Genomic DNA, 13,070 nt, shown 5'->3' on the forward strand with positions numbered 1-13,070 from the left:
GCTATTCCGAAGCCAGAGGGGTGATCTGCTCGACAGCCCACGGGGCTGCCTCGACGGTGCGGTGGACGTACACCGAGTACTCCCCCGCATCGGTGGGCACGAGGATGCGCATCGTGAAGGCGCCGTCGCCGTCGCGAACGCTCGCGGGGCTGGTGAGGGTCGTGCAGGGCACGTTCGCGGGGTCGACCGTCTCGTAGGCGACGGCCGCCTGCTGGCTCAGGAACGGGTACAACTCAGCGATCCACGTGTCGTAGTCCAGCGTCGGCCGGCAGAACGCCGTCACCGCGCTCGTCGCGAGGCTGACCGTCTCGGCCTCAGCCGAGGCGTCCTCAGTGATTTCCGCATCGCTCGGCACAGCTTCGGTCGGAGCTGCGCTCGGCGTCGCGGGCGCTGAGGTAGCCACGGACGAAGGCGCCGCGGTCGGAGAGCTGGTGCTTGTCGGTGCAGGTTCCGTGCTCAGGGAGCACCCGGTCAGCCCGCACATTGCCAGCGCTACTGCGCCTGCAATCGGCATCAGTCTCGTTCCGCTCACGCTGTTTCCCCTCGTCTGGACGAGGCTCACTCGCCACGACGAGCCTAACTACTTTTTGAGCCCACCACCACGTTTGATGTGCGAACGACCAAGAAATAAGTGACGGTGCCCATAACCCCGCGAGAGATTTGTTGCATAGTGCGCCATGATTGATGCATGCCCGACCCCTCGCCCATCCCGATACCCGACGAGGTGAAAGTGGCGATACGTGTCATTGGGGACGAGATCAACCACCGCATCCTGTGGTTCTTGCTTCACCTCGATCAGCCCGAGCGCGGCTCCTACTTCGGCCCGATTCGCAAGCAGGTGCCGGAGAAGACGGCAGAGACCGTGCGCCGTCACCTTGTGCAGCTCGAAGACGCCGGGGCAGTCATCGTTGACACTCCCGTCGCTGATCGGCCGGGACGGACCGTGTTGTACCGCGCAGACAAGGCCTTCATCAAGGCGCTGTTCGCGCAGAGCGAGGCCAACATGTTCGCTGACGCCCCCCGGCCGGAGGTCGGCCTCTAGGCGCACAGCTCCTCGCGGAGAAGGTCTGCGCACGCCGCAGTCCAGGTCGCGTGCAGCTCGGCGCGATTGACCTCGTAGGTGTGCGCGCGCCCCGAGTTCTCGTGGACGTCGACCAGGCCCAGCTCCTTGAACACCCGAAGCGGTGGTCGGATCGAGGTCGGTGGAAGCGCCGTCAGTTCGGCAAGCTCATCGCACGTCGCCGGGCCGTGAGTGACCAGCGCGCGGATGACCAGCCAGCGGCGCTCGTTGAAAACGGCCACCGTCCGGCGCGTGTCCCCCACGCCCGGCTCGATGACGCCGACTGCCTGATCCCCTGAGTTGTTCCCCGTACTCATAGAGACACACTACCTCGACAAGTAGCAGCCTGCTACCCATCCAGGGGGCGCCCAGCGCTCGTAGAGCAGACATTCATCCTCAGAAACGCAGGTGCTAGCCTACCTGGATGGGTAGTCGAGCGCAGGTCGGGCCGTCGTATTTCTCTCTACAGATCGTGGAGGCCATACGACAGCTCCTCCCGCGCAGCGGCATGACAACCACCGAACTGATCGAGAAATCGAAGTTCTCGCCCAACTACTACTACGTGCGAATGCGCGCCGACGCGCCGTTCGACGCCGACGACATCGAGCAGATCGCCACCGCCCTCGATATGACTGTCGCTGAATTCGTCACTCTCGCAGCAAGCACACTCGTCACGGAGCAGAAAGCGCAGCGACGGATCGCCACCGTCGACAAGTCCGAGCTGGCCCGGCGACTGACGTTCCTCTCGAATGGCCTTTCCGCGGACGCCGTAATGGAGTTGGCCGGCCCTGACGCTTCCTTCGACGTGCTCGACTGGCAGCGGATGGCGAATGGACGCGGCGATGGTCGCGAGTACTTCGATGTACTCACGACCCTTGCAACTATCTTTGACGTTGACCCCCGATACCTGTACCAAACCGGCGATAGAGAGCTTGCCGAGCAGATCGAAGCGCAGAAGGACTTCGCCAGGGCGGTCGACGAAACCGGCGTAACCAGCATTGCAGCGCGCGCATTCGATGAGATTAGCCCCGCTGAGCTGCGCGCGTTGACCAAGACCATTCGGACGCTGCACCAAGAACGATCGAGGACCTGATGCGGACCCATTCACTAGACGTAACGGAAATTCGACGCCGCGCCGCCAAACTTCTTGATGACGCCGGTATGCAGAAGTGCGCCTCTCTGGATGATGTCGTGGCGATGACGACTGAGATTCACGGAAAGCCGATCGACATCCAAGTGACTGACGATCCCACCTACCAATCGCTCAGCGCGGTATGGATCGACTTCCCCGAATTTGCCACGGTCATCGTTCGCGCGAAAGACCGGCCCGTTTTCCGCGTCAGGGGAATCGGGCACGAGCTCGGGCACATCCTGCACGGCCACACCGGATGCCACCTGACCGCGGCTGCTTTGACTCCCCAGGAGCAGGAAGCGTTCAACCGATTCACCCGCCAGGGTGCAATCGTTCGAGGGCGCGTGTCTGCCAGCCGGCTGAACCGCCACGCGCCCGACCCTGACCTCGTTCGCGCCGAAGTCGAGGCGGAGCAGACGGGCGTGCTCATCGTCCGCCACCTCCTCATCGCTTCACATCTCGCGGACAAGGCATTCGGTTAGACACGCGCCTTGATTTCGACGCTCGCGCTGCTAGGGCTGATCGCCATCTTCTTGTGGAGGACTCCTCAACAATTCCGGTTCTGGCGGAAGAAGCGCATCGCCTTCACTGAGGCGCCGTACGCCTGGATCGCGTCAGGGATCGGCATCGTCGCACTCCTCACGCTGGGGATGGCCTACCCCGTTGACACCATCGACCGCGTTCTGGGCGGGTCGAACAATGTCTACGCCGTTCAGAATGCTCTCGCGGTGACGGCTTTCTGGTGCACGCGAAAGGCCTGCCTTTTGGCGACAGGCCACCACCGAGAAAAACAGACCAGGCTGGCAATCACCGTCATCGTCCTGATGATCGCCTCAACGGTCTCGTTCTTTCTGATCACGGATCGAGCGAAGACGTCGCCGGAGTTCATTCACGACCACATCGAGCAACTTCCTGCCATCCTCTGTGCCGGGCTGTACCTGAGCGCTGTTCTCGTCATCGCTCTGGACCTTTTGCGACTCTCCGCGCAGGATGCGGCTGTCGGCCATCGATTCTTTGTCGTCGCCGCTGCGCTCATCGTGGCCGGTGCTCTCGATGAAATCGCGGCCTTGCTCTTTGGATACTTCGGCGCCGCGGAAATATCAGCCATGCTCCACGCGACATTCAGCTACCTCTTCTATCCCGGCATACTCTTCGTCATGTTCGGAATCGTGTATTTCTCTGTCAAGCGCAGAAGATGGGTCAGGGCCGCCGACCGAATGCTAGCCGACCTCCGTAGCCCTATCGAGCGTCTTCGCGGAACCATCTACGAACTCACAGAGGACGAGCTTGTCGAGGTCGATATCGCTACGACACTCTTCGAGTACGTGGTAACGCTTCGTGATGCGTTGAATGACCGGGCGATAGAACTCTCTGCACAAGAAGAAGAACAATTAGCCGCAGCCGAGATTTGGCTTGAGTCACATCTGGGATCGATTATGGAGATTTCTCAATGAAGCAAGCACTTCTCGGTGCAGCGATCGGAGCTGCCGCCGTCTCGACGGCAAGCCTCGCCCTGGGTATCGCGTTCGCGAAACGGGTCGTGTCGCCGTCCAAACCCAAGACGGTCAAGGTGATCGCCGCAAGCCGCGACGTCGTTGTCCTGCCTCGTGACCTCCTGACGGCTCATCGAGGCGTGATGGGGCTCTGGTGGCCTGACGGCCACGCAATCGTCGGAGAGGTCGATCCAGCCCGCAGCGACGCCAAGCAGGTGACCCGGCATGTCCTCGCGGTCCGCGGCACCTTGCCCGCACCCGGGGAGCGTGCGATCTGGGAAGGCGACTCGTTCGACGGCCCGACCGCCGTTTCACCCGACGTTGAAGACATCACGATCGATACCGACCTGGGCGCAGCACCGGCCTGGCTCTTTCCGGGCACCACCAACGAGAGCACTTGGGTCATCCATGTGCACGGAATCCGGGCCAGCCGAGTGAACGCGCTCCGCACCGTCCCCGCCGCCTTAGAGGTTGGCTGCACGAGCCTCGTGTGTTCCTACCGGGGCGACGGTGAGGGTCCGAATGGTCCGCGACCGGCCTCGACGCTCGGACTGGACGAGTGGCACGACATCGACGCGGCGATGCGCTTCGCGGTCGAGCACGGCGCAACCTCGATCGTCCTGGTTGGCTGGTCGATGGGCGCGAGCATCGTCCTCCTCGCGGCCGAGCGCTCGGCGCTTCGCCATCTCGTCCGCGGCCTCGTGCTGGTGTCCCCCGCGACCGAGTGGCGCCGCACCATGGCGAACGTCGCCGGGAAGATGGGCCTGCCCTTCCCCAACGTGTGCGCGAGGCTGGCCGAGGTGGCTCTCACGCGCTGGCCGCTGATCTCGATCGTCGGGCTGAGTGGGCCAGTCGACCTCGACCAGCTCGACTGGACCGCCCGCAACCGAGTGACCGTGCCGAGCCTGGTCATCCACTCGGCCGGCGACCGCAAGATCCCGTTCGACAGCTCGCTCGCCTTCGTCGCCCAGCACCCCGACACCGCCACGCTCTGGGAGTCATCAGGAGCCGACCACGCCTGGGAGTACAACGTCGACGCGCAGCTCTTCACGTCGACCGTCGCTGCCTGGCTCCGAGCCCGGATCGAGGCCGCAGCCGAGGTCTCGCCGCAGGCACCCACGGACCGGGTAGGGTCGTGACCACGTAAAATGTGGTCGTGAGTCAGTGATGGCCGCTAGATCGAGGGGAGACGGGCAGATGATCGATTCGCTAGCCGAAGTCTCAACACGCCGCCCCAGCAGCGCTCTCGTGCTAGCACGAGCACCCATGATGACCCCTATGGGACTGAAGCGCCGGCCGGAAGGCACTGCTGTTGTGCAGTTGAACACGCGGGTACTCCCCACCGTGCGGGATGCCGTGACCGATGCCGCTGCTGCCAGCGGCATGAGTGTGTCGCTCTACATCGAGACGCACTTCACTCACCTGATGTCCGAGGACGGCCGTCTCCCCCGAGCCCAAGACCTTCGATCGGAGCTGCCGATCACCGCCGCTTAACGCATTAGGCCCGCCGCTCACGCGACGGGCCTAGAAGCTCTCGCTCCACACCCCACGCTTACCAGGGCAACAGGTGTGAAGCAGTTGATCAGGACCGGTTTCCTAGGCCGGGCCTCATCCATCCCCCCCGAGGGAGGAGAAGTGACCTCATCGTAAGCCACATTGCTGTGTCTGCGCACGCCCAAAATGCCGAAGTTGACTCCTTCTCGGCCTCCTGGGCGCTCACGCGCCGGCTGAGCCCTCGCGCCGCTGTGCGCACGATGCGCCCCGACGCCTACGGCCGCCTGGACGAGAACGCCTATCCGGCCGCATTCCCCGTCTCCCCCGTCGCTCCGACCGCCCCATGGGCGATCTACCTCACCGACGACGCCGGAGCGTTCCGGCTGCTGTGCTTCGACTTCGACGGCAAGGACTCCCACGGCGTCGACGCCGACCTCATGGAGCAGGCCGCAGACGACTGCGACGCCCTCTCCGCCGTCCTCGACGCCCACCAGGTCGCTCACGTCGTCTGCCAGTCCTCCGGCACCGGAGGCCGCCACCTGTGGGTCGCTCTCGCAGAAGGCGCCCCGGCCGAGCTGGTAGCCCGCTTGGCGATCGCCGCCCGCGCGAACTTCCGCACCTTGGATCACGGGATGCTCCGCAATCCGCGCACGGGCGCTGCCCGCCCGCCGCTGTCCCCGCATCGCGACGGCAGTTTCTCGAGCGTCCTCCGCGGCCGCGCAGAGGAGCTGCTGGACACAACCGTCACCGCAGCCGCCATCGAGGCCGTCACAGCCGCACTGGAAGCGTCACGGCCGCCGCTGCGCGTCGACGCCACTCCCCCGGTACCCACGGCCACCGCGCACCAAACACACCGTCAGCTCAGTGCGGCCGGCGCCGCGCACATGGCCACGGCCGGCGGCGGCGCGAACCCGTCGTGGACGGCGTTCATGTGCCTACTCTCGGCCGCGCACGCCGGCTGGTCTGACACCGACGTCGAGCACGCCGCCCGGACCGCTCCCGGGATGGAGCACTACCGGACCAAGAACACCGGCCGTGGCCACCGCCGGCCGCGAGCCCGCGACGAGGCCGCCGAGCGCCTGGCGCGGCAGTGGGACAAGGCCCGCCAGTACGCGGCGCTGCACGCCGTTGTCCCGCCCGAGCGCGAGCCCGCCGACCTAGCGGAGCTGGACAGCCTCGTCGCCTCCGTCAGTGCCCTCCTGGACCGGTTCCGGGTCAGTCCCGGCCGGTGGGGTCGGAGCGAGCGGGCGACGTCAGAGAAGACGATCCTCACCGCCCTGGCCTACCTCACCCTGCACACCGGCAAGCGCACCGTCGCCGCGTCCATCCGCGACCTGGCCCTCTTGGCGGGACTGGGCCGCACCACGGCCGCCAGTGCGCTGCGGACGCTGCGCGAGGACGGCTACGTGCAGCTCGCCGTCCGCGCGGACGGCTCCAGCGCCAGCGAATGGCGACTGTCGGAGCACTTTTCCACAGGCCCACTGCAAGGTCCGGTCACAACCACTAATAACCCCCGCCCCCCCGGGCCGCTCTTCACCGAACGAACCATGCTCCTCGCCACGCTCGAAGCCGACCTCACCGACACCCGGCACGATCTGTTCACCCGCGCCGGCCTGGGACACCTGGCAGGCAAGGCCTACGCTCTGCTGCGCCGCGAAGGGACCCTCGCCGTCGACGCCGCCGCGACGCTGCTGGGAGTGACCGCCCGCACCGCCGCCACCGCCCTCTCCCGCCTCCGCACGCACCGGCTCATCGTCAAGCACACCACCGGCTGGGCTCAGGCGAAGCGCGATCGCCGTACCGCCGCAGCTCGCGCGCTCGGCGTCGACGGAGCCTTGATGGATCGAGCCCACCGCTACGACGTCGAGCGCGAAGTGTGGGCTTGGTGGCAAGCCGAGCTGACCCACCGCTCCTCCTCCCCCAGAGAACGCCCTCGACGCCGACACGTCACGAGCCGACCCTTGTTCGAGGACACCACCGCGGGCGAGCGCGTCTGGCCGCTCTATCCCCGCGACGCCGCCGGCCGCGGCGACCACCGCGAGGCGCTGCACTGGGGACGGACCGGCATGCTCGCCCCCGGATCGCTCTGGTGGTCCTCGACCGCCGCATGACGTCGACCGCTCGCGTTAGAACATATGTTCTACTGGCGGCGTGGGAACGAACCGACGCTACGAGCGCCACGTCGGCGCGCAGATCGATCGACGCATCGAGGAGACCTTCGGCCTCGGTCACCCCATCGGCCTGACCGATGACGAGCTGGACAAGACCCGGCAGCAGCCGACCTGGGCCGCCACTCCCCTGCCTGTCTGGGCATGGGTCCGCTACCCCGGCACCGCCGTCCGAATCGAGGGCTTCGCGATTGCCTGGACCGCCCGAGCCGTCATGGTCGAGTGGCAGGACCGCGACACCAGCCGCCGGCTTTGGGTCTGGGCCTCCGCCGTCGAGCGACGAGCGCAGTAACAGTGACCTCGCGCGACGCATCTGTATTTACAGCTTTACAGTGACCTGTATTCCTGTATAGTGGTATCACTGTAAACCTGTACTGAGAGGATTGTGATGCGAGTAGCACTCGGAGGCTTGAAGGGTGGGGTCGGGAAGACGACCTCCGCCACCTACATTGCAGCGGGTCTCGCTCGGCGCAACGAGGGTGTCGTGCTGATCGACGCCGACCCCCAGGGTTCGGCTCTGCGCTGGTCGGAGCGCGCGGAGTTCCCCTGGCTCACCGTCGCTTTGCCGACCAAGACGATTCACCGCCAGATCGACCAGCTCGGCGGCGATGGGCATGTCGTGATCGACACTCCCCCCGGGGACCTCGGCATCGTCGCCTCTGCGATGAAGGCCGCGCGGACGCTCGTCATCCCGGTACAGCCCACGGCAGCCGATATGGACCAGCTTGCGGAGACGTTGTCCCTCGCAGGCGACGTCGCTGCGCTCAACGATCTGCGCGTCCTCATCTTGCTGACACGAGTGGTCAAGGGCACCAAGGCTCGATCCCAGACGCGCGAGGCCCTGGTGGACGCGGGACTCGACGTGATGGAGTCCGAAGTGGCGCAGGCGCAGGCGCTTGCGCTCGCGCACGGGCAACCAATTCAGGACCTCGGGTCCTACGAAGCCGTCGTGGAAGAACTCATCGAGAGCGAGAAGCGCTGATGGCCGAGAAGCCGAATCCGTTGAAGGCATCTCTTGAGGGGGGCGCCGCACGCCGCCGCACCCCCGGAGAGCGATCCGGCGCCGGAGCGCTTCCGGAGGAGGAGAAGCTGCTCACCGTGTCGATCCCTCTGTCTCTGCACCGTGACCTTAAAGCCGGCGCAGCGACCCGCGCTGAAACCATGAAGCAGCTCGTCACTCGCGCGCTTCGCGCCGAGTTGGACAGATAGCGTCTACAGCTCTACAGCTCTACAGCTCTACAGGTACCTGTATCTGCTGGTCAGGGCTCTCGGGTCGCTATGGGGGAGGGCCGGCGTTGCCGTCCCATGAGGGGCCGGCCCCTCACCCTCCCCGGTTCTCCGCCCGGGGGGCGGGGCGCGCTTCGCACGCATCGCCTGCGGCGACCGGGAGCCGCTGCGCGGCGCTGCTTTGAGGTTTTTTGTTCCTCTCCGCGGTACAAACCTATTTCGCTCCACCGGCTACGTGCCACCGATATCGGACGCGCCCTGCGGGCTTATTTCGCCCGATATAGGCGTCACTCCGCCGCCTCCACTCAAACGGTTCTTCCCGCCGGAGAGGCAAAAAAAACGATCAGACAAGGGATAAGCCAGGCGTCACCATCAGGTGAGAGGCCCGGTGGCGTTCCGGAGAAGCGGGAATCATGTCGAACACGTTCACGGGCCAGGCCACCCCCGAGCAGCTCGCGCTCATCTGCACCACGCAGCGCGCGGCCAGTGCGGACTATGACACCGCCACCGACGCGGAAATCCTCGAGGACGCCCGCAACACGCTCTGCCTGCCCGGGACTGGCGCATCCGGAGCGCTGGCGATCGAGCAGGACGGGTCCCCGTTCGCGGAGGCGCTGATCGCCCTTCTCGCGCCCGCTATCGAGCCCGGGGGAGTGGAGTCCGTCGCACCGGCGCCGAGCGTGGAGGAGGCTCTGGCGGCGTTCCTGGACACGTTCGCGAGTTGGGATCTTGCCGGGGACGTCGCAGCGCGGCTGAACTGTGGTGAGGTCGACGCGCTCGCAGGGCTCCTGCGGGCCGCAGGCAGGGGAGAGGCCGCGGACCTGTGGATCGCGGAGCACGCCACCGACGATGACGAGGGCGACGCCCACCACACCCCGGAAGGAGAGTGAGACTCATGGCCCTGACCGTCTACTCGAAACCAGCTTGCGTTCAGTGCACCATGACCTATCGGGTGCTCGATAAAAAGGGCATCGAATACACCACTGTTGATATCACGACTAACCCCGCCGCGCTCGCGTACATCACCGAGGAGCTGGGCTATTCCGCCGCTCCCGTGGTCGTCGCGAGCGACGAGGACCACTGGTCGGGGTTCCGCCCCGACCTCATCGAGAAGCACGCAGCGTGACCGGCCCGGACGTCGAGAGCGACGAGTACCGGGCCGGGTATCTCGCCGGGCGCGCGGACCGTCAAGGCGAGGTCGACTGGGCGGAGAACGAGGCGGATCGGTACTACCGCCTCGCCTACGGCGACGAGCGGCGTCTCCCGACCTATGCCGTGACGCGCGCCGAGCTCGAACAGCGCAGGGCGCTGTCCGAGCCGCCCGTCGAGGTCACCCGGCGCGACGCTCTCGCGTCCTGGGGCATCGAGACTGAGGCACCAGAGCAGGACACCCCGAACGCATCCCCGTCGACGGGACGACCCACGAACCGAACGAGCAGGAGTCTCAATGAGTACGTCAAGGCGGCCTAGTTGCACTGACCGGTGAGGCTGATCGAGGCAATCACTCAGCCGTGGACCGGTCTGGCGTTCTCAGGGGGCTCCCCGACCTCGTGGATGGTGTGGCCGCTGCAGGCGGCCTTGGTAACGCTGGCTCGCTCGATGCGTGGCACCGCGAACCATCGCATCGCGTCGCGCAAACGGCACCACCCGACCAGATACCACCGGCCGCTCGTGGAAGCGAACAGCACCGGTTCGACGTCACGGGTGGTCGTGGTGCCGTCTCGTGACGTGTAGCGGATGCGTGTCACCCGCTGCTCGACCATTGCCTCCTCGAGTGCTGACCTGACTGCGCGAGAGGGGAAAGCAGGCGCATTCACCCAGACGCGTTGGGCCAGTTCGTCAGCTTGTGCTCGGGTTCTGGGATCGAGGACGTCCATGATCTTCCTGATGCCTGCGGCAGCGAGATCCGCGTAGGGAGCATCACGTGTGGCGGATACGGCCGCCATGAGCGCCACGGCCTGGGCAGGGGACAGGGTGACGGGAGGCAGAGACGCGCCCTTCGCCAGTCCATATCCACCGCCCGGACCCGGGCGGGACCAGATCGGCGCGCCGCTGTTCACCAGCGCATCGAGGTCTCGCTTGATGGTGCGCACCGACACCTCGAATTCCCGTGCCAGGCGTTCAGCGGAGACGCCCCGCGAGCCGCTGCGACGCAACATCTCGGACAGGGCATGGAGGCGTTCGGCTCGCCTCACTGATCAGGCCCAGGCGCATTCATGACAGAAATAGTGACACACTCTTGTCTCCCAGGGCCGAGAGGGTTGTGGCATGACAACTACTACGAGCAGTCCGTCCATCCTTCTCATCGCAGGCCACTGGCTGGGAGCTTGGGCATGGGACGAAGTCCTCGAACACCTCGAAATTGACCACACTCACGCAATCGCGATGACTCTGCCTGGGCTCGACGTCGACGACACTAATCGCGCGTCGAAGACTCTCGACGACCAAGCAGCAGCCATCCGAGACTTGATCGCTCAGCACGGCGATCAGCCCGTGATTCTCGTCGCGCACAGCGGGGCCAACGCCCCCGTGAGCCTCATCCTCGACCGGCACCCCGAGCTCGTCTCCCGGGTGGTGTGGGTCGACTCCGGCCCTGTGGCGAACGGCAGCGTGTTCGCCCCGGACTTTCCCGATGAGCTCGTAGAGCTGCCTCTGCCCTCGTTCGATGCCCTCGGGCAGCAGGCGAGCCTTGAAGGCCTGAGCGTTGAGGTCCTTGAGCGATTCCGGGCGAGGGCCGTCCCGGAGCCCGCCTCAGTGCTCCGCCAGCCCGTCGAGCTCGTGAACGATGCTCGCCACGGCGTCCCGACGACCTTGGTGTGCTGCTCCATCTCGGGCGAGCAGGTCATGGAGCTGGTCCAGGCAGGCCACCCCATGTTCGCGGAGGTCGCGAATCTCGAACACGTCGAGATCATCGATCTCCCCACCGGGCACTGGCCGATGTGGAGCCGACACCGCGACCTCGCCGAGGTCATTCGGTCGGCGGCTTCGCAGGCCAGCTGACCTGCATTCGCTACGTGAAGGGGCTGGCCGGCAGTGCACCTAGTCCTGTCTCGCGCCCGTCGATCGGACTACGCGGGGGGTTACGAGCCGGTCTCCGGGCGGCCGCACAGATGATCTACGCAGCGCGAATCGGAGGTGCTTGGGTGAACGTGCGGTTGTCGCGCAGTAGGGCCCAGAGCACACTCACGCGCCGTCGGGAGAGAGCGAGTAGTGCCTGCGTGTGCTTGTACCCTTCGCCACGTTTTTTGAGGTAGAAGTCGCGGTTCGGTCCTTCGCGGATGATTGAGGTCTGTGCTGAGAGGTAGAGCGAGCGGCGCAGATGTCGGTTGTATCGCTTTGGCCGATGCATGTTCCCAGTCCGACGTCCGGAGTCGCGAGGCACCGGGATCAACCCAGCCGCTGCGGCGAGGTGACCGTCATCGGCGTAGTTGTCGAGCTGTCCGGCTGCGGCGAGGAATTCGGCTCCGAGGATCGGGCCCATCCCTGGCATGGATTCGATGATCTCCGCCTGCGGATGAGCGCGGAAGATCGTGGTGATCTGGCTTTCCAGCGTTCGCAGACGGGTGTCGAGGGCGAGTATCTGCGTTGCGAGGTCGGCGATGATCTGCGCCGCGATCGTCTCGTTCCCGATCTGCGTCTGCTGGCCGCTCGCGGCCTCGAGAGCGGCTTCCGCAACCGCCGGAGCGCCTTGTACTCCTCGGCGGCTCAGCCACTTCGTCAGGCGCGCCTGCCCCATCCGGCGAAGCGCGGTCGGAGTCTGATAGCCGGTGAGGAGGGTGAGCGCACCCTTGTGTTTGGCATAGTCGAACGCTCGATCGAGGCGGGGAAAGATGCCGGTCAGCACGTCACGAAGCCGGTTGAGCATGCGGACGCGATCGGCGACGAGATCGCTGCGGTGTGCGATCAGGAGCTTGAGGTCGGCGATGATCTCGACCGGCAGCCTGATCGGAGTCAGGTCGTGACGATGCCGCGCCGTTTCGGCGATCACGTAGGCGTCACGAGCGTCCGTCTTCGCTTCGCCTCGGTACGCGCCGGCCATCCGGTTCACGATCCGTCCAGGGACGTACAGCGCGGACTGGCCGTGGCTTGCGAGTAGGGCGAGGAGCAGCGCAGATGTCGTGCCGACGATGTCGACTGCCCAGGTGAAGTTCTCGCCGAGGGCGAGCACTTCGGCGAGCGAATCGAGGATCGCGCCCTCGTCGTTGCTCACCTTCTTCGTCCAGAGCATCGCGCCCTGGTCGTCGATCGCTGTCACCCAGTGATGCGCCTTGCCTGCATCGATGCCCACCCAGACGTGAGCTCGTTGATCACTCAACCCGTCCTCCTCAGTCGTGACCTGCCTCATGTAGGCCCGAGGAGCACCCAACCGTCATCTCCGTAAACAGCGACCGAAACGCACATCTCAATTAGCGGCCAGGGGCACCCCAGGGGACCGGACGGCCACTCCTGCTGAGCCACACGAACGGCGACGACAGATAAGCCACATCCGGCCCCCT

18 protein-coding genes are annotated in these 13,070 nt (G+C 65.8%); 14 read left to right on the plus strand and 4 right to left on the minus strand.

Features of this window, described 5'->3' with window-relative positions:
* Nucleotide 1: 1 nt before the first annotated feature.
* On the minus strand, nt 2-403 hold the full coding sequence (locus tag GRS96_RS20220; RefSeq protein ID WP_159989515.1) for a hypothetical protein: 402 nt from the start codon (nt 401-403) through the stop codon (nt 2-4).
* 285 nt (nt 404-688) lie between these two features.
* Between GRS96_RS20220 and GRS96_RS20225 the strand changes: the two genes are divergently transcribed.
* Complete coding sequence (locus GRS96_RS20225; RefSeq protein ID WP_159859843.1) at nt 689-1,042, plus strand: hypothetical protein; 354 nt, start codon at nt 689-691, stop codon at nt 1,040-1,042.
* On the opposite strand, the gene GRS96_RS20230 is transcribed toward GRS96_RS20225, so the two are convergent.
* Nucleotides 1,039-1,377 carry an ArsR/SmtB family transcription factor gene (locus GRS96_RS20230; RefSeq protein ID WP_159859846.1) on the minus strand — a complete coding sequence of 113 codons (339 nt, stop codon included), beginning with the start codon at nt 1,375-1,377 and terminating at the stop codon, nt 1,039-1,041. The genes GRS96_RS20225 and GRS96_RS20230 overlap by 4 nt on opposite strands.
* 107 nt (nt 1,378-1,484) lie before the next feature.
* Between GRS96_RS20230 and GRS96_RS20235 the strand changes: the two genes are divergently transcribed.
* From GRS96_RS20235 to GRS96_RS20290, 12 genes are all read left to right on the plus strand, one after another.
* Complete coding sequence (locus GRS96_RS20235; protein WP_159859849.1) at nt 1,485-2,153, plus strand: hypothetical protein; 669 nt, start codon at nt 1,485-1,487, stop codon at nt 2,151-2,153.
* Nucleotides 2,153-2,674 (plus strand): hypothetical protein, encoded by a 522-nt coding sequence (locus GRS96_RS20240; protein WP_159989516.1) that lies wholly within the window; start codon nt 2,153-2,155, stop codon nt 2,672-2,674. Before GRS96_RS20235 ends, GRS96_RS20240 begins: the two co-directional genes overlap by 1 nt.
* Before the next feature lie 9 nt (nt 2,675-2,683).
* Nucleotides 2,684-3,646 (plus strand): hypothetical protein, encoded by a 963-nt coding sequence (locus GRS96_RS20245; RefSeq protein WP_159989517.1) that lies wholly within the window; start codon nt 2,684-2,686, stop codon nt 3,644-3,646.
* Nucleotides 3,643-4,824 (plus strand): alpha/beta hydrolase, encoded by a 1,182-nt coding sequence (locus GRS96_RS20250; RefSeq protein ID WP_159989518.1) that lies wholly within the window; start codon nt 3,643-3,645, stop codon nt 4,822-4,824. The genes GRS96_RS20245 and GRS96_RS20250 overlap by 4 nt, the downstream gene beginning before the upstream one ends.
* 139 nt (nt 4,825-4,963) lie before the next feature.
* On the plus strand, nt 4,964-5,179 hold the full coding sequence (locus tag GRS96_RS20255) for a hypothetical protein (protein WP_159859862.1): 216 nt from the start codon (nt 4,964-4,966) through the stop codon (nt 5,177-5,179).
* A 167-nt stretch (nt 5,180-5,346) separates the two neighbouring features.
* Complete coding sequence (locus GRS96_RS20260; protein ID WP_159989519.1) at nt 5,347-7,290, plus strand: hypothetical protein; 1,944 nt, start codon at nt 5,347-5,349, stop codon at nt 7,288-7,290.
* A gap of 40 nt (nt 7,291-7,330) precedes the next feature.
* On the plus strand, nt 7,331-7,639 hold the full coding sequence (locus GRS96_RS20265; RefSeq protein ID WP_159989520.1) for a hypothetical protein: 309 nt from the start codon (nt 7,331-7,333) through the stop codon (nt 7,637-7,639).
* 96 nt (nt 7,640-7,735) lie between these two features.
* A complete protein-coding gene (locus tag GRS96_RS20270) occupies nt 7,736-8,329 on the plus strand; it encodes a ParA family protein (protein ID WP_159989521.1) in 594 nt (197 codons plus the stop codon).
* Nucleotides 8,329-8,556 carry a hypothetical protein gene (locus tag GRS96_RS20275; protein ID WP_159859874.1) on the plus strand — a complete coding sequence of 76 codons (228 nt, stop codon included), beginning with the start codon at nt 8,329-8,331 and terminating at the stop codon, nt 8,554-8,556. The genes GRS96_RS20270 and GRS96_RS20275 overlap by 1 nt, the downstream gene beginning before the upstream one ends.
* Before the next feature lie 431 nt (nt 8,557-8,987).
* Nucleotides 8,988-9,464: a hypothetical protein gene (locus GRS96_RS20760; RefSeq protein WP_236553728.1), complete on the plus strand. Its 477-nt coding sequence runs from the start codon at nt 8,988-8,990 to the stop codon at nt 9,462-9,464.
* 5 nt (nt 9,465-9,469) lie between these two features.
* Nucleotides 9,470-9,700, plus strand: a complete 231-nt coding sequence (gene nrdH, locus GRS96_RS20285) for a glutaredoxin-like protein NrdH (protein WP_159989522.1) — start codon at nt 9,470-9,472, stop codon at nt 9,698-9,700.
* A complete protein-coding gene (locus tag GRS96_RS20290; RefSeq protein ID WP_159989523.1) occupies nt 9,697-10,044 on the plus strand; it encodes a hypothetical protein in 348 nt (115 codons plus the stop codon). The genes nrdH and GRS96_RS20290 overlap by 4 nt, the downstream gene beginning before the upstream one ends.
* Nucleotides 10,045-10,079: 35 nt before the next feature.
* On the opposite strand, the gene GRS96_RS20295 is transcribed toward GRS96_RS20290, so the two are convergent.
* A complete protein-coding gene (locus GRS96_RS20295; RefSeq protein WP_159989466.1) occupies nt 10,080-10,769 on the minus strand; it encodes a helix-turn-helix transcriptional regulator in 690 nt (229 codons plus the stop codon).
* Between the two features lie 73 nt (nt 10,770-10,842).
* Between GRS96_RS20295 and GRS96_RS20300 the strand changes: the two genes are divergently transcribed.
* Entirely contained in the window at nt 10,843-11,574 is a 732-nt protein-coding gene (locus GRS96_RS20300; RefSeq protein ID WP_159989465.1) for an alpha/beta fold hydrolase, read from the plus strand.
* Nucleotides 11,575-11,689: 115 nt separating this feature from the next.
* Here GRS96_RS20300 and GRS96_RS20305 read toward each other — a convergent pair whose 3' ends face one another.
* Nucleotides 11,690-12,919: an IS110 family transposase gene (locus GRS96_RS20305; RefSeq protein WP_204162187.1), complete on the minus strand. Its 1,230-nt coding sequence runs from the start codon at nt 12,917-12,919 to the stop codon at nt 11,690-11,692.
* Nucleotides 12,920-13,070: the final 151 nt, after the last annotated feature.

Origin of the sequence: Rathayibacter sp. VKM Ac-2803, assembly GCF_009807175.1 — a bacterium.
Classification (GTDB): Bacteria; Actinomycetota; Actinomycetes; order Actinomycetales; family Microbacteriaceae; genus Rathayibacter.